The sequence below is a fragment of the Streptomyces sp. NPDC015220 genome (assembly GCF_043079345.1).
In the GTDB taxonomy this organism is placed as follows: domain Bacteria; phylum Actinomycetota; class Actinomycetes; order Streptomycetales; family Streptomycetaceae; genus Streptomyces.
Genome location: NZ_JBIBUK010000004.1, coordinates 387,248 through 403,334, shown reverse-complemented (window position 1 = coordinate 403,334; position 16,087 = coordinate 387,248). Strand labels below are relative to the sequence as shown.

Below are 16,087 nucleotides of genomic sequence, written 5' to 3'. Positions count from 1 at the left end.
GTCGCGCCCTGAGCGGTGTGCCCGTTCGGACAGGGCGTTCTGCCCCGGGACACCTGGCGTCGGCGCGGACCCGACCGGTATCCAGGAAGGACTCACATCCCCTGAGCCGGAAGAGCCTTCCTTGCGCGAGCACGAGAAATCCGGAAGCGACGGCGGCCGCGGTCGGGCACACACTCCCGTGCCCAAAGCGCGGACCCGGCCCCACGGCCTCTCCGCCCTGCAAGGTGCCGCCGGGAACGCCGCCGTGGTGCAACTGCTCCGCCAGGCCGGGCACACCTGGGCGCAGGACCGCCATGAGCACGGCCCGGGCTGCGGCCACCAGGCGGCCCCGCCCGAGGTGCAGCGTTCCGCCGTCCACGACGTCCTGCGTACCGGCGGCCGGCCCCTCGACGACGCCACCCGCAGTGACATGGAGGCCCGGCTCGGCGCGGACTTCTCCGACGTCCGCGTCCACACCGACTCCGCGGCCCGGGCCTCCGCCGCCGAGGTGGGCGCCCGTGCCTACACCTCCGGCAACCACGTCGTCATCGGCATAGGAGGCGGCGACAAGCACACCCTCGCCCATGAGCTCACCCACGTCATCCAGCAACGCCAAGGGCCCGTCGACGGCACCGACAACGGCTCCGGACTCAAGCTCTCCGACCCCTCCGACCGCTTCGAACGCGAAGCGGAGGCCAACGCGAGACGAGTGATGACCGGAGCGGCGCCGCAGGCGCAGCGGAGCGAGACCGAGCGCACCCCTTAGAGGTCCGTCTCCGTCGGTGAGGCGGCGGTGGCGGACCAGGGTGCCGGCCATGCCGACGGTGATCGCCGCGGGTACCGCCCGGTCGTCAGTTCTCCGCCGGCCGCTGCCCTGTGGGCGCGCTGGAGGCGTGCGCGCGGCCTGCTGGAAGATCTCCCCCGGTCATCGGGTACGGGACCCTCCGTCGACCCCGTGCGAGTGGCAACGGACCATCACCGTCCGGGACCCGCGGTCACACGCTGTCGGGCGGGACGGGTGTGGCCTGGTGGTAGTACATCCGCCACGTCGTGGACGCACCCTGCTTGCGCCAGAGCGAACTCCGCCGTGCCCGGTTCCCCTCCAGCGTGGTCTCGTAGGTGAGGTGCACCAGCCCGGGTGCCAGCAGGACACCGGTGAACCTCGAGGGCTCATAGCGCGGACCGCTGTCCGTCGCACCGTCCATCTCGGGCATCGCGGCGAGCATCTCGTCATACGTCCACCGCCGCCCCGAGGCACCGACCTCCACGAACTCCGGGTCCAGTAGCCGCCGGGCGAGCGAGCGTGACGCACGCACGCCGGGGTCCATCAGACGCAGCTCGCCCGCGATCGCTTCACGTACCTCATCCGTCTCTGTGCTCATGCAGGCATCATCGCCGAGGCGACCAAGCCCCTCGCAACCTGTTTGCCACCCGCGGAGCACGGCTTGGCCTTCGGGCCGGACGGCTCGCCGCCCGTCGCGACGACCTCCCGGGGCGCGGCGCTCCACCAGGGGGCGGCCCCCCGCGTCCGGCGCACCCTGGGCGGAGGCCACGCCCAGGGTGAACGCATGCCGCCGTGCGGTGGGCGGAGCGGACCCGGCGGAAGACGGGGGACATCTCCGACCCGGGCGGGACCGACTTTCCCTGGCCGACACCGGCACCTACCGGGCACCCGACCAGCAGGCCGTACACCCCGCCTCGCGGGCCGGCCGCCTCGGGCGGCACCTGCCGCAGCGAACAGGGCCCTCCTCGGGCGATCGGCGCGGCCGGGCCGGCGGTGGGGCGCGTCGGGGCCGCGGCCGGTTCGCGCCGCCGGGCACTTGACGGCCGGTCGGCTGCTCGGTACGTACGTACTGACAGAGCATTGGTATGGACCAACTCGGGCAGCCCCGCGCGCCGCGCCCGGCGCGCCCACCCCGCTGGAGGCAGCGATGCGAAGACCGCCCGCCCTGCTCGCCGTGTTCGTCGGAGCGCTGCTCCTGCTCCTCGCGCCACCCGCGGCCGTCGCTTCCCCGGCCGCGGTCACGGCGGCGGCCCCGACCGCGGCCTTCTCGCGGACCGCTACCTGGGAGGGCGGCTACCAGGGCGCGTACACCGTCTCCAACACGGGCAGCTCCACACTGTCCGGCTGGACCGTCGAGTTCGACCTGCCCTCCGGCACCTCCGTCGGGTCGTACTGGGACGCGCTGCTCACCCGGAGCGGCAGCCACTACACCTTCAAGAACCGTGAGTACAACGGGTCGTTGGCGCCCGGCGCGACCGCGACCTTCGGATGGGTGTCCAACGGCGCCGCGGAGCCGGCGAACTGCGTGCTCGACGGCGCGCCCTGCGCGGGCGGAAGCGGCGGCGGCGACACCACGCCACCAGGTGTGCCGTCCGGCGTCACCGTCGGCTCCGCGACCGGCTCGTCCCTGACCGTGCGCTGGAGCGCCGCCACCGACGACTCCGGTACGGTCGCCGGCTACGAGGTCTCCCGTGACGGCGGCGACCCGGCCGCCGTCGCCGGGACCTCGTACACCGCCACCGGACTGCAGCCGAAGACGAGCTACTCGTTCCGGGTCAGGGCCAGGGACGCCGCGGGCAACACCTCCGACTGGAGCGCGGCGGTCGCCGGCACCACCTCCTCCTCCGGCGACCCGCGGCCGAGCGGCGGCCTGTACACCGCGCCGTACGTCGACATGGGCGCGTGGCCCACGCCGAGCATGCCCGCGATGTCCTCGGCGAGCGGGGTCCGGAACTACACGATGGCGTTCATCACCGCGTCGGGCTGCAAGGCGATGTGGTTCAACGCCTACGACCCGAGGAGCGGCTGGGCCAAGGACCAGATCGACGCGATCCGCGCCGGCGGGGGAGACGTCAAGGTGTCCTTCGGCGGCGCCACCGGGATCGAACTGGCCCAGGCCTGCGGTTCGGTGGACGCGCTGTTCACGGAGTACGACGCGGTCGTCACCGCCTACGACCTGAAGTACGCCGACTTCGACATCGAGGGCTCGGCGACCGCCGACCCGGCATCCGTCGGCCGCCGCTCCCAGGCCCTGGCGCGCCTCCAGCAGGCCCACCCGGGACTGCGGGTCTCGCTCACCCTCCCGGTGCTCCCGGAGGGACTGACCACCGACGGGCTGAACGTGGTCAGGTCCGCCCGGGACGCGGGGGTGGACCTCGACGTCGTGAACGTCATGGCGATGGACTACTACCGCACCGTCGACTACGGCGACGCGGCGGTGCAGGCCGCGCAGAGCACCTTCGCCCAGCTGAAGTCGCTCTACCCGGGCAGGACGGACGCCCAGCTGTGGGCCATGGTGGGAGTGACGCCGATGCTGGGCCAGAACGACGACGGCCACGTCTACGACCAGGCCGACGCCCGTCAGTTGGTCGCCTTCGCACAGGGCAAGCACCTCGGGGAGCTCTCCTTCTGGGAGGCCACCCGGGACCGCAACGCCTGCACGGGCGCCCTGTACTCGTGCACCAACGTCCCGCAGTCCCCCTACGAGTTCGCGAAGGTCTTCGCGCCGTACACCGGCTGACGCACGGCCGGTAGGCGTCCGCGGGCGGGTCCGAGGGCCCGTCCGCGGACGCCGGCCCGTGCGGAGCGCCGAAACCTGCCTCGGCGATGCCGCCCCCGGCCGTCGACCCGTCGGTGGCCGGCGCGCGCGGCCGGGCCGCGACGGCCGCGTGGGACGCCGGTCGTGGGCGTCTCAGCTGTCGAAGTCCACGGTCAGGGCGTCCGACACCGGGAAGGACTGACAGGTGAGCACATAGCCGGCGTCGACCTCGGAGGGCTCGAGCGCGTAGTTGCGGCGCATGTCGGCCTCGCCGTCGGTGACCAGGGCACGGCAGGTGCCGCACACCCCGCCCTTGCAGGCGAAGGGCATGTCGGGCCGCACCCGTGCCGCCCCGTCCAGGATCGTCGTCCCCCTGGGCAGGGGGGAGGTGGTGGAGCGGCCGTCGAGTGTGATGGTGACCTGGCTGACCGGGCCGTCGGCCGGGGCCTCCTCGTGCCGGACCGTGCGGATCGGCTCGTCGTCGGCGAAGAACAGCTCCTGGTGCACGCGGTCGGCCGGGACGCCGAGGTCCCCGAGGAGCCGCCGGGCGTCCCGGACCATGTCGTGCGGGCCGCACAGCCACCAGTGGTCCGTGCCCGGCACGTCCACGAGCCCGTCGATGAGCGCGGCGAGGCGCTCGGCGTCCAGGCGCCCCGACAGGAGTTCGGCCTCGCGCGGCTCGCGGGACAGCACGTGCCCGAGCTGGAAACGGGTGGGGTGGAGGTCCTTCAGGTCCGCGAGTTCGTCGGCGAACATCACCGTGTCGGTGCGGCGGTTGCCGTAGAAGAGCGTGACCCGGGACCTGGGGTCCGCGGCCAGGACGGATTCGGCGATGGACAGCATCGGGGTGATGCCGGAGCCGGCGGCGATCAGCACGTGGTGGCCCGGTTCGCTCAGGTCGGGTGTGAAGGCGCCGGTGGGGGCCATCACCTCGATCGTGTCGCCGGGGCGTACGTCGTCCACCAGCCAGGAGGAGAAGACCCCGCCCGGCACCACCCGCACCCCGATGCGGGGCCGGTCGCCCGCGGGAGAGCAGATGGAGTACGAGCGGCGCTCGTCACGCCCGTCGATCTCACGGCGCAGGGTGAGCGACTGGCCAGGCCGGTGGGCGAACTCCTCCGCCAGCTCGTCGGGGATGTCGAAGCTGACGGCTGCCGCGTCCGCGCACAGCCGCTGCACGGCGGCGACCCGCAGCGGATGGAAGACCGGACGGCGTCGCCGGGGTGCGGGGGCGGCGGGCACCGGGGTGTTCGCCGACGTGGTGGTCGGGGCCATCAGATCTCCTTGACGTACTCGAACGGCTCCAGGCAGGCGCGGCAGCGCCACAGGGCCTTGCAGGAGGTGGCGGAGAACCGGGACGTCTCCTGGGTGTCCGACGACCCGCAGCGCGGGCACGCCACCGCGCGCCGGGTGACCGACAGCTCCAGCGGCACGGGTCCGGCGGTGCGCCGGGGAGCGCTGCCGGGGGGCGCGATCCCGGCCTCGGCGAGTTTGCGCCGGCCCTCGGCGGTGATCCAGTCCGTCGTCCACGGCGGGTCGAGCACGGTGCGGATCTCCACCCGCGCGAATCCGGCCGCCCGCAGCCGCGCGGCGACGTCGGCGCGCATCTCCGCCATCGCGGGGCAACCCGAGTAGGTGGGGGTCAGACCGGCGACGACCGTGCCGTCCGGCGTCAGCTCGACCTCGCGCAGCACGCCGAGGTCGGCCAGGGTGAGCATGGGCAGCTCCGGGTCCGGGACCTGCTCGGCCACGTGCCGGGCCCGCCGCTCGTCCAGGACGGTCACCATGTCGCCTCCGGGTGGGCGCGGGCCACGCTCTGCAACTCGGCCAGCAGGGGGGCCAGGTGCTCGGTGTGGGCGCCCTCGCGGCCCTGTCCCGGCAGGGCCGGGGCCTCGGGCAGCCGCAGACCGGCGGTGTCGAGAACGCGCCGGAGCACCGTCAGCACCTCCTCCCGTACGTCCGCCGGGTCGATGCCGAAGCCGGGCGGGGCGGTGAGGAGTTCGGACGTGTACGGGGCGACGGCGTCCAGCGCGGCCCGCATCCGCCGGTGCGACTCCGCGGTGCCGTCGCCCAGGCGCACCGTCCAGTCCGCCGCGAACTGGCGGTGGTAGGCGAGTTCGTTGACGCCCTTGGCCGCGATCGCCCGCAGCACCGGGTCGGGTGCGGCGGTCGCCAGCCGTTCGAAGACGGCCAGGCGCCAGCAGGACAGGAACAGCAGCCGGGTGACGGAGAACGCGAAGTCCCCGTTGGGCAGTTCGGCGAGCCGGACGCTGCGGAACTCCTCCGGGTCCCGGAAGTACGCGTAGGCGTCCTCGCCCCGGCCGGTGCCGTCCACCTGTCCGGCGCGTGAGTACAGCAGCCGGGCCTGGCCGAGCAGATCGAGCCCGATGTTGGCCAGGGCCACCTCCTCCTCCAGCTCGGGCGCCCGGGTGCACCACTGGGCCAGGCGCTGCGCGCCGACCAGGGCGTCGTCGCCGAGGGCCAGGCAGTGCGCGGCCAGTTCGCCGGAGTCGACGCCGGCCGGCACGCTGGTGTCCACGCCGTGCAGCGGGTCCTCGAAGCCGGTGCCGAAGGCCCAGCGGGCGGCCGCGTCCCCGTGCTCCTCGGCCAGGGACAGGTAGACGTGGTCGTCGCTGACGTCACTCATGTCGTCCTGCTCCTAGATGTGGGGGACGTCGTCGGGGATGTCGTAGAACGTCGGGTGGCGGTAGACCTTGTCGGCGCTGGGCGCGAAGAAGGGGTCCTTCTCGTCGCGGGTGGTGGCCGCGATGTGCTCGGAGCGCACCACCCAGATGCTCACGCCCTCGTTGCGCCGGGTGTACAGGTCGCGGGCGTGGCTGAGTGCCATGGCGTCGTCCGCCGCGTGCAGCGAGCCGACGTGGACGTGGTTCAGGCCGCGCTTGCCGCGGACGAACACCTCGTACAGCGGCCAGTCGCCCTTCGTGCCCTCGGTCTCGCTCATGCCGCCGTTCCTTCCTCGGTGTTCCTGGCGTCCCGGGCGGCCTGCCTGGCCGCGTGGGCGGTCGCCGCCTCGCGCACCCAGGCGCCGTCCTCGTGCGCGGCCCGCCGCCGTGCGACGCGCTGCTCGTTGCAGGGCCCGTCGCCGCCGATCACGCGCTTGAGCTCGGACCAGTCGGGTGTGCCGAAGTCGTGCCGGCCGAGCTCCTCGTTCCAGCGCAGCTCGGGGTCGGGCAGGGTGACGCCCAGCCTGTCGGCCTGCGGGACGGTCATGTCGACGAAGCGCCGGCGCAGTTCGTCGTTGCTGTGCCGCTTGATCTTCCAGGCCATCGAGGCCGCGGAGTTGGGGGAGTCGCCGTCGGGCGGGCCGAACATCATCAGCGACGGCCACCACCAGCGGTTCACCGCGTCCTGCACCATCGCGCGCTGGGCGTCGGTGCCGCGCATCATGGTCATCAGCAGCTCGTAGCCCTGCCGCTGGTGGAACGACTCCTCCTTGCAGATGCGCACCATGGAGCGGGCGTAGGGGCCGTAGGAGCTGCGGCACAGCGGCACCTGGTTGCAGATCGCCGCCCCGTCGACGAACCAGCCGATCACACCGACGTCGGCGAAGGTCGGCGTCGGGTAGTTGAAGATCGACGAGTACTTCTGCCGGCCCTCGATGAGGCGCTCGGTGAGCTCGGAGCGGTCGGCGCCCAGGGTCTCCGCCGCCGAGTACAGGTACAGGCCGTGCCCGGCCTCGTCCTGGACCTTGGCGAAGAGGATGGCCTTGCGGCGCAGCGAGGGGGCCCTGGTGATCCACTCCCCCTCGGGCTGCATGCCGATGATCTCCGAGTGGGCGTGCTGCGCGATCTGCCGGATCAGCGTCTTGCGGTAGCCCTCGGGCATCCAGTCCCGGGGCTCGATCCGCTGGTCCTTCGCGATCGTCGTGTCGAACTGCTCCTGGAGCCGCCGCTGGGCGTTCTCGCCGCTCGACTCTGCGCCGTCTGACGTGGTCATCGATACCAGCTTCCCCTACCGACCATTCGTTCGGGTATCAGTCTGTCGAAGTTCCGGGGTTCCGGCAAGCCCTTCGCCGGGCCCCGCTCGCGCCGTCCGCCTCTTGACAGCCGGTGGTGTTGCTTGATTTCTTGGCCGTGCCGACGCTAACCGAATGGTCGGTCGGTACACGAGGCGGTGGAGAACGTGACGCAGGCCACTGGAACGGACCCCGGTCCGGTCGAGACGATGTTCGCCGCGGACCAGGCTTCCCGGAGTCTGGGCATCGAGCTGGTGCGGCACGGCGAGGGGACCGCCGTGGCGCGGATGACCGTCGCGCCGACGATGGTCAACGGACACGGGACGGCCCACGGCGGCTATCTGTTCCTGCTCGCCGACACCGCCTTCGCGTGCGCCTGCAACAGCCATGGCCCGGTGACCGTGGCGGCCGCGGCCGACATCGTCTTCGTCGCCCCCGCCCACGAGGGCGACGTCCTGGAGGCGACGGCCTGCGAGCGCACCCGGTACGGCCGCAGCGGCATCTACGACGTGAGCGTCCGGCGCGTCGGGCCCGGCCCGGGCGGCGGACGGCCGGTCGCGCAGGACGGCGGGCGACGGGCGGGCGAGGTGATCGCGGAGTTCCGCGGCCGCAGCCGCAGCGTGCGGGGCGCGAACACGGAGGAGTCGCGATGAGCGGTGCGGGACCGGCCCCGGCGCACCGGGGACCCCGGCTGGGGCGGCCGCTCCCGGAGGAGCTGCTGGACGACGGCGAGCGCATCACCCGCGAGCAGCTGCGCGAGCTCCAGCTCGGCCGGCTCCGGGCGACGCTGCGGCACGCCTACGACAACGTCGAGCTGTACCGGAGGAAGTTCGACGAGGCCGGGGTCCGGCCCGAGGACTGCCGCCGGCTGGAGGACCTGGCACGCTTCCCCTTCACCACCAAGGCCGACCTGCGCGACTCCTACCCCTTCGGCATGTTCGCCGTCCCGATGTCGCGGGTGCGGCGCCTGCACGCCTCCAGCGGCACCACCGGCCGGCCCACCGTGGTCGGCTACACCGAGAACGACCTGTCGACATGGGCCGACCTCGTCGCCCGGTCGATCCGCGCCGCGGGCGGCCGTCCGGGCCACAAGGTCCACGTCTCCTACGGCTACGGCCTGTTCACCGGCGGCCTCGGCGCGCACTACGGCGCCGAACGGGCCGGGTGCACCGTGATCCCCGCCTCCGGCGGCATGACCGCCCGCCAGGTGCAGATCATCCGCGACTTCCAGCCCGAGATCATCATGGTCACGCCCTCCTACATGCTCACCCTGCTCGACGAGTTCGAGCGCCAGGGCGTGGACCCGCGGACCACCTCCCTGAAGGTCGGCATCTTCGGCGCGGAGCCCTGGACGGAGGCGATGCGCCGCGAGATCGAGGAGCGCATGGACATCCACGCCGTCGACATCTACGGCCTGTCCGAGGTCATGGGACCCGGGGTGGCGCAGGAGTGTGTGGAGACCAAGGACGGGCTGCACCTCTGGGAGGACCACTTCTACCCCGAGGTCGTCGACCCGCTCGCCGACGCCGTGCTGCCCGACGGGGACAGCGGCGAGCTGGTCCTCACCACGCTGACCAAGGAAGCCCTGCCGGTCGTCCGCTACCGGACGCGCGACCTCACCCGGCTGCTGCCCGGCACCGCGCGGCCCGCCTTCCGCCGCATCGAGAAGATCACGGGCCGCAGCGACGACATGATCATCCTGCGGGGGGTGAACGTCTTCCCGAGTCAGATCGAGGAAGTGGTGCTGCGGGTACCCGGAGTCGCCCCGCACTTCCAGATCCTGCTGACCCGGCGCGGTCGCCTGGACCACATGTCGGTGAGCATCGAGGCGCGCCCCGGCGCCGGACCGGACCAGCGCGAGGCCGCCGCCAGGGCCGTCGTCAAGGGTGTGAAGGACTCCGTGGGCGTCACCGTCGAGGTGTGCGTGGTCGAACCGGACACCCTGGAACGCTCGGTGGGCAAGATCCGCCGGGTCAGGGACCTGCGCCGGGCGTGACCGCGGCCCCTCGCCACCACGGCCGGTGAGCGGAGCACCGGCGCGCGACACCGCGGCCCCCGGCGCGTGCTGGCGGCCTCCTCGGCCTCCCGCTGCCGGCCGAGCGGGAGATCAGCCCCGACGTGGAGAACGTCCTGCGCCGGCCGGCCAGGCCCTTCGGCGACTGGGTCGCGCGCAATCCGCCGGCCTTCCGGTAGCGGCCTGCCGGGCCTTCGGGTGGAACGACCCCGCTCCGGGGCGGGCACGCCGAGGGCGCGAAGCGCCCCCGGAGCGGCCCGGTGACGGACCGGACCGGGCTCCGGCAGGTGTGCCGGGCCGGCGGCTCCGGTCCCCGGCCCGGCCGCGTCCGCCTGACGGCGGCCCGGGCCCGGCGCGCACGGGTACGCGCCGGGCCCGGGCCCGCCTCATGTCGTCAGCAGCACACCGCCGTACGAGACGCCGGCGATGACGACCCAGGAGCACAGGCCGAGGAGCAGGACCCGGCCTCCGTCGCGTACCAGGGACGGCAGATGGACGGCGCTGCCGAGACCCACCAGGGCGGCGGCGAGCAGCAGTTCCTGTCCTCGGTGAGCGGTGGTGAGGACGGACGGCGGGAGCAGGCCGGTGGAGCGCAGCGCGGACATGGCGAGGAAGCCCGCGACGAAGAGCGGGAGGACCGGGGCCCGCCCGCCGCCGCGCGTCCCGTCCGGCGGGGTGCGGTCGGCGCCCGGGGGGTGTGCGGCGTTCCCGGTCCGGTTCCGGCGGCGCAGGGACAGTCCGACCGCCGCGACGAGCGGCGCGAGCATCGCCACCCGCATCAGCTTGACGAGGACCGCCTCCCGCAGGGCGGTGGGCCCGGCGGTCTGGGCGGTCGCCACCACCTGCCCGACATCGTGCACGCCGGCTCCGACCCAGCGGCCGAACTGGACGGCGTCCAGACCCAGCGGCTCCCGCAGCAGCGGCAGTACGACGATCGCGAGGGTGCCGCACAGCGTCACCATCGCCACGGCCGTCGCCACGTCCTCCTCCTCGCTGTCCGAGACGTCGCTCATGGCGCCGATGGCGGAGGCGCCGCAGATCGAGTAGCCGGTCGCGATGAGCAGCGGCTGGTCGCCGGGCAGGCCCATACGGCGCCCGAGCCAGACCGTGCCGCCGAACGTCGCGGCGACGGTGCACAGCACCATGGCGACGGTCTCCCAGCCCAGGCCGGCCACGTCGTCGAGGCCGACAGCCAGTCCGAGGAGTACGACACCGGCACGCATGAAGCGCTTGCCGGCGAGGGTGAGTCCGGGACGTGCCACGCCCCGCACGACGGCGCGCGGACCGGGAAGGTGCGCGGCGGCGACACCGATCACGATGGCGGCGGTGAGCATCGGCACGGCGGGAAGCACCCGGTGCACCGCCCACGCCGACGCGACCCCGGCGGCGGCCACCGCCAGACCGGGGACCGCGGCGCGGACGCCGCCCGGACGCCGCCCCGGTCCGCGGGGGGCCGCCGCGGCGCCCACCGCCCGGTCCGGGCGGTCCACCTGGGCCGGGCGGTCCGGCCGGACCCGGGGGTTCTGGCGGACCTGGGGGCCCGGGCGGTCCTCCTGGTCCCAGTGGCCCGACCGGTCTGGGCGGTTCAGGCGGTCCTGGTGGTCCGGGTGGTCCGACCGGCCCTGGGGGTCCGGCCGGCCCGGGTGGTCGCGGTGGTCCTCGCGCCGGGCGTCCGGCGGGTTTTGGGGCGCCGTGTCGCGGCCGATCACCGCACCGCGGTCGGTCGCGGCGCCGCGGCCGGTCACCGTTCGCCGGCCGGCGGCTGGTAGGTGCGGCGGACACTGCTGCCCAGGCGGGTGATGTCGGCTCCGTAGACGTGCAGCGAGATCGCCTTCTCCGCGCCCGCGTTCCAGACCCGGTGGATGTCCCCGGGCGGGGCGAAACCGCAGACGTCGCCCCGCTCGTTGACGACGTCCCGGGTGGCGACGAGACGGCAGCCGGCGCCGTCGGGGACCAGTTCGTACCGTCGCTCGTGCTCGCGTCCCTCGTGGACGCCCGTGACGCACCAGGAGACGTGGTCGTGGATGGTGGTGCGCTGGCCCGGCAGCCACACCAGGGCGACGATCGAGAAGCCGCCGTCCTCCTCGGCGTGCAGGACGTGCTGGCGGTAGTGGTCGGCGTCGCCCTCGCGCTGACGGTCGGTCAGCAGGTCGTCGGCGCCGAGGTGCGGTGCGAGGCGCTCACCGACCAGGCGGGCGGTGCGGTCGTGCGGCAGGCCGTGCCCGACGGCTTCCCTCACCTCGTGGACGAGACGGTCGAGGCGGGTCGTCGCCGCAGTACGCGTCAGGGCCTTGGAAGTGGTCATGACGGCAGCGTCCGGCGCGCGGGCCCGCGCGTCCAACGACGGTTTCTTCGGTCCTGCCCAAGCGGCGCTTATGCGTACGTGTGACGGCCGTGCCGCGCCGGCCGGCGGCGGATCAGCAGCCCACGCGCCGCTCGGCGACCGTCCTGATCGTGTCCACCACCAGGGAGGTCGCCGGGACACGCAGGTGCTCGCGCAGCACGTACGCCGAGATCCGGCGGCGTACGGCCGGTTGAAGGGCCCGCCCGGCGACCCGGTCGAGCCTCAGGAAGGACAGCACCAGGCCGGGCATCATGGCGACGCCCAGCCCCTCGGCGACCAGCGACTGCACCACCAGGCCGTCGTCGGTCGTGTAGGCGATGTCGGGGGCGAAGCCCAGTTCGGCGCACTCGTGCAGGAAGTTGGTGCGGCAGCGGGCGCAACCGGCGATCCAGCGCTCCTCGGCGAAGTCGGCGAGCCGCACCGCCCGCCGCCGGGCCTGCGGATGACCGATCGGCATCAGCACCGTGAGCTGGTCCTCCAGCAGCGGGATCTCCACCACCTCGCCCGGCACCGTCTCCCGCAGCCCCGGGTAGGTGAAGGCCAGCGTGATGTCGCACTCGCCGCGCGCCAGGCGCCCCAGGGAGTCCGGGGGCTCGTCCTCGAGCAGGTCGACCCGTATCCCGGGGTGGTCGGCGGCGAGCCGGGCCAGGGCCTCGGGCACGAGGGTGGCGTTGGCGCTGGGGAAGGCGCACACCCGCACACGGCCGCTGCGCAGCCGGGTGATCGCGGTGACCTGTTCCTCGGCCACGGCCAGGCTGCCGAGGATGGCCTCCGCGTGCCGGGCCAGCGTCTCGCCGGCCTCGGTCAGCCGCATCCGGCGCCCCACCCGGACGAAGAGGGGACTGCCCACGGAGCGCTCCAGCGCCTTCATCTGCTGGGTCACCGCCGGCTGCGTATAGCCGAGGGCCGAGGCGGCCCCGGAGTAGGTCCCGGAGTTCACCACCGCGTGGAAGGTCCTGATGTGCCGTGAATCGAACACGCGTCGAATCATAAGCAGAACTTGGACTACGGGCCGCGGGGGTGCGCCGCCACCTCGAACACGCGGGGAACGTCCTCCACGCCCGGCCGGGCGTCGGCGGAAACGCCCGCCGTGGCCGCCCGACCGGGCTTCCCACCTGCGGTGTTTCCCGGTTTTCTCTTTACCCGGAACCTGTTCTTGCTTCAACTGTTGCGTGATATACACATCTGTCACGACACCTTCACCTTCCTCACTCCTGGGAGATGCCTCATGTCCGGACCCGGGCAGCCCGTGCGGACCGGCGTGCGCGCCACCGTCCCGCGCGGCATCACCTGAACGGCCGGCCCGCCGACGTCCGCCGCCACCTCGGCCGCGGCGGCGGCTCGGTTCTCGGGACGGCTTGTGGAGAGAAGGGGTTGGAAACAAACATGTCACTGGCGATCGGTCACCTCGTCACCCAGTACCGAACGTGTCTCACGCTCGGCGGCGAGCCGTTCAGCGAGGCGGTGGCCGCCGCGCTGGAGGAACTGTGCGCACGGCTGGGGGAGGTGGCCCACGACACCGAACAACTCGTCTTCGACGACCCGGCCCTCGTCCTCGACGAACTCGGCCGCGCCCTCGCCCGCATCGCCGACGTGTTCGCCGGGGGCGAGCGCCACGAGGACGAACTGCTCGCCCGCCGGATCGCCCTCGCACTCCACCCCGCCGCCCACACCCCGTCGTACGCCCGCGACCTGAGCGCCCTCGCCGGGCCGCTCTCCGCTCTCGGCCGCACCGCAGAAGCCCTCGACGCCCGCCGGGAGGCCTGCTCGATCCTCTGCGAACTGGCCGTCGCGGGCCGCGGCCGCCCGGCGGCCGCCCTGGCCGAGGCCGAGGCGTACGCGGGCCTGCTGGCCGAGGCCGGAGATCCGGCCGCCGCCGTCGAGGCGTACCGACGGGCCGTCGACGCGCTCGCGCCGTACGCCGGTCCGGGACCCGAGTGGGCGGCGAGGACCTGCGCCGCGGCCGTAGGCCGGCTGGCCCAGGCCAGCGCCGACGCCGACGACCCGGACACCGCCCTGGCGCTGGCCCAGGAGGCCGTCGCCCTGCTGGAGCGGCGCGGCGACCCCGCCGAACTGGCGGACGCCGTACGCATGGTGGGCCTGCTGCACGAGAAGCGGCAGCACTGGGACGAGGCGCGCGCCCGCCTGGCCGAGGCCGTCGGTCACCTCGCCGACGCCACCGAGGACACCGACATCCTCGTGCGGCGCGCCGAAGTGCTCGCGGACCTCTCCCGCGTACAGGCCCGACTGGACGACGGCGACGCGCCGGACACCGCCGCGCAGTGCGTCGAGCTCTGCCGGGGCCTCGCCCGCGACGACGCCGGGCGACTGCCGCTCCTCGCCCGCGCCCTGGTGGAACTGCACCACCGGCTCGCCGAGAGCGGACGCCACATCAAAGCGGTGTACGCGGCGCAGGAGGCGGCCGAACTCTACGGCCGGCTCCTCGCCGAGGAGGAGGACGAGGAGTGGGCCGCCGAACTTGCCCGGACCCGCCTCCACCTGGGCCGCCGGCTGGCCGACGCCGGCCGCCTCGAACCCGCCCTGGAGGAGACCCGGACAGCGGTCCGGCTGCTGCGCGATCACGTCGACGACCCCTTCGAGCTGGGCGTCGCCCTGAAGGACCTCGGCACCCGGCTGCACGAACTGAGGCGCTTGGAGGAGTCCCTGGACGCGACCGGGGAAGCGGCCCGGACCTTCCGCGCCGCGAACGAGCTCCCCGCCCTCGCCGCGACGCTGTACAACCTGGCGGTGACCCACAACGTCGCCGACCACGCCGAGGAGACCGTACGGGCGGCCGCGGAGACCGTGGAGACCTACCAGCGCCTGTACGACGAGGACAGCGGCTGGGCCCCCGGTCTCGCCCAGGCCCTCGGACTGCTCGGCACGGCCTGCGAGCGCGTCGACCGCTTCGACCAGGCGATCACCGCCATGGAACGCGCGGTCAGTCTCCTGGAGCGCCTGCACTCCCCGGACGAGCCGCAGTTCGCGTTCGAGCTGGCACGGATCCTGCACGATCTGAGCCGGTACCACGAGGAACAGGGGCGCCTGGAGCGCGCGCTGGAGCACATGCGCCGTTCGGTCTCCCTGTACGGGGAGCTGACGCAGCACGAACCCGAGCGGTTCCGGGACCGGCTCGCCGGCGCGTGGCTCTCCCTCGGCATCTACCTCAGCCGGCTCGGCCGGGCCGAGGAGGCACGGTCCGCCACCGGACTCGCGGCCGACCTGTACCGGCGGACCGACGACCGGCAGAGCCTCGCCCTCGCACTGTCCCAGCTAGCCTCCCGGGAGAGCGCCCTGGACCACGACGAGGCCGGCGCCGCCGCCCTGACCGAGGCGATCGAACTGTACGAGGAACTGGCCCTGGAACAGCCCGGGTTCCACGGCCCGCACCTCGCCAAGGCGCTGGAGGACCTCGCCGCCCACCACTGCGGCGAGGAGGAGTACCGGGCGGCCCTGCCGCTGCTGGAACGCTCCACGGCCCTGTGGGAACGCCTCGGCGACCCCGCTTCCCTCGCCGACGGCCTGCGCAGCCGTCTGCTCGTCCACTGCTGCCTCGGCCAGGACACCGAGGACGTCCTCGACCGGCTCGCCGAGGCCCAGCGGGATCCGGAGGAGACCGTCCGGACCCTGGACGGCGTCGTGGCGGAGCTCATCGGCCTGAACCGTCTCGAACCCGCCGAGCACCTGCTCACCAGGGCGTTCGGCCTGTGGGAGATCCATCTGCTGGAGCATCCGGACGGCAACCCGGTGCTGCGGCCGGTTCTGCTGGATTCCCGCGCCATGCTGCTCGCCCGCGACGGACGGCACGCCGAGGCCGCGGCCGTCCAGGAGGAGACGGTACGCCTGCTGGAACCGCCGGCCGACGACGATCCCGCCGGGTTCCTCAGCAGCCTGGCCGCCGCCCGGTCCCGGCTCTGCGACTACCTGCGCGCCGCCGGCCGGCCCGCCGAGGCCCTCGACCACCAGGACCGGGTCGTCTCCGCCTATGAGCGGCTCGCCGCCGGCGACCCCGGCCGGTACCGCCCGGCCCTGGTCTCCTCCCTGCACGAACTGGGCCTGCTACTCAGGGAGATGGGACACGCCGACGCCGACGCCGTCCTCGCCCGCGCGGCCACCCTGCGCCTGACCCTCGAGGGCGAACAGGACTGAGGGACCGGGCCGCTCCGCCGCGACGGACCGGAGCCGGGCGGCCGCTCCGGGGTCCCCGCGGTCCACCGGGGACACGGCCCGTG

The 16,087-nt window shown here is 73.8% G+C and carries 13 protein-coding genes and 1 pseudogene; 5 read left to right on the top strand and 9 right to left on the bottom strand.

Annotated elements, in window-relative coordinates; all coding sequences use genetic code 11:
• Positions 1–178: 178 nt before the first annotated feature.
• A pseudogene (locus ACF061_RS13275) lies at positions 179–721 on the top strand (DUF4157 domain-containing protein); the annotation flags it as partial.
• A gap of 253 nt (positions 722–974) precedes the next feature.
• Here the strand turns inward: ACF061_RS13275 and ACF061_RS13270 are convergent.
• The gene (locus tag ACF061_RS13270; protein ID WP_392266953.1) at positions 975–1,361 is read right to left on the bottom strand and encodes a DUF4440 domain-containing protein; all 387 of its coding nucleotides are present in this window, start codon (positions 1,359–1,361) and stop codon (positions 975–977) included.
• A gap of 549 nt (positions 1,362–1,910) precedes the next feature.
• On the opposite strand from ACF061_RS13270, the gene ACF061_RS13265 reads away from it, so the two are divergent.
• A complete protein-coding gene (locus tag ACF061_RS13265) occupies positions 1,911–3,503 on the top strand; it encodes a cellulose binding domain-containing protein (protein ID WP_392266952.1) in 1,593 nt (530 codons plus the stop codon).
• Between the two features lie 171 nt (positions 3,504–3,674).
• Here ACF061_RS13265 and paaE read toward each other — a convergent pair whose 3' ends face one another.
• From paaE to paaA, 5 genes are read right to left on the bottom strand one after another with little or no spacing between them, the layout of a single operon-like run.
• Positions 3,675–4,796 (bottom strand): 1,2-phenylacetyl-CoA epoxidase subunit PaaE, encoded by a 1,122-nt coding sequence (gene paaE, locus ACF061_RS13260; protein WP_392266951.1) that lies wholly within the window; start codon positions 4,794–4,796, stop codon positions 3,675–3,677.
• On the bottom strand, positions 4,796–5,308 hold the full coding sequence (gene paaD, locus ACF061_RS13255; RefSeq protein WP_392266950.1) for a 1,2-phenylacetyl-CoA epoxidase subunit PaaD: 513 nt from the start codon (positions 5,306–5,308) through the stop codon (positions 4,796–4,798). The genes paaE and paaD overlap by 1 nt, the downstream gene beginning before the upstream one ends.
• The gene (paaC, locus tag ACF061_RS13250) at positions 5,302–6,168 is read right to left on the bottom strand and encodes a 1,2-phenylacetyl-CoA epoxidase subunit PaaC (RefSeq protein ID WP_392266949.1); all 867 of its coding nucleotides are present in this window, start codon (positions 6,166–6,168) and stop codon (positions 5,302–5,304) included. Before paaC ends, paaD begins: the two co-directional genes overlap by 7 nt.
• A gap of 12 nt (positions 6,169–6,180) precedes the next feature.
• Entirely contained in the window at positions 6,181–6,483 is a 303-nt protein-coding gene (gene paaB / locus ACF061_RS13245; protein WP_392266948.1) for a 1,2-phenylacetyl-CoA epoxidase subunit PaaB, read from the bottom strand.
• On the bottom strand, positions 6,480–7,478 hold the full coding sequence (gene paaA / locus ACF061_RS13240) for a 1,2-phenylacetyl-CoA epoxidase subunit PaaA (protein WP_392266947.1): 999 nt from the start codon (positions 7,476–7,478) through the stop codon (positions 6,480–6,482). Before paaA ends, paaB begins: the two co-directional genes overlap by 4 nt.
• 186 nt (positions 7,479–7,664) lie before the next feature.
• Between paaA and paaI the strand changes: the two genes are divergently transcribed.
• Together paaI and paaK are read left to right on the top strand one after the other, a co-directional pair.
• A complete protein-coding gene (gene paaI, locus ACF061_RS13235; protein WP_392266946.1) occupies positions 7,665–8,150 on the top strand; it encodes a hydroxyphenylacetyl-CoA thioesterase PaaI in 486 nt (161 codons plus the stop codon).
• Positions 8,147–9,493 (top strand): phenylacetate--CoA ligase PaaK, encoded by a 1,347-nt coding sequence (gene paaK / locus ACF061_RS13230; protein WP_392266945.1) that lies wholly within the window; start codon positions 8,147–8,149, stop codon positions 9,491–9,493. The genes paaI and paaK overlap by 4 nt, the downstream gene beginning before the upstream one ends.
• Positions 9,494–9,897: 404 nt before the next feature.
• Here the strand turns inward: paaK and ACF061_RS13225 are convergent, their stop codons facing one another.
• The 3 genes from ACF061_RS13225 to ACF061_RS13215 form a co-directional block, all read right to left on the bottom strand.
• On the bottom strand, positions 9,898–10,980 hold the full coding sequence (locus tag ACF061_RS13225) for a YeiH family protein (protein ID WP_392267046.1): 1,083 nt from the start codon (positions 10,978–10,980) through the stop codon (positions 9,898–9,900).
• Between the two features lie 272 nt (positions 10,981–11,252).
• Positions 11,253–11,816, bottom strand: coding sequence for a cysteine dioxygenase (locus tag ACF061_RS13220; protein WP_392266944.1), 564 nt, complete (start codon positions 11,814–11,816; stop codon positions 11,253–11,255).
• 112 nt (positions 11,817–11,928) lie between these two features.
• The gene (locus ACF061_RS13215) at positions 11,929–12,834 is read right to left on the bottom strand and encodes a LysR family transcriptional regulator (RefSeq protein ID WP_392266943.1); all 906 of its coding nucleotides are present in this window, start codon (positions 12,832–12,834) and stop codon (positions 11,929–11,931) included.
• A gap of 407 nt (positions 12,835–13,241) precedes the next feature.
• Between ACF061_RS13215 and ACF061_RS13210 the strand changes: the two genes are divergently transcribed.
• Entirely contained in the window at positions 13,242–16,004 is a 2,763-nt protein-coding gene (locus ACF061_RS13210; protein ID WP_392266942.1) for a tetratricopeptide repeat protein, read from the top strand.
• The last annotated feature ends 83 nt before the right edge of the window (positions 16,005–16,087 follow it).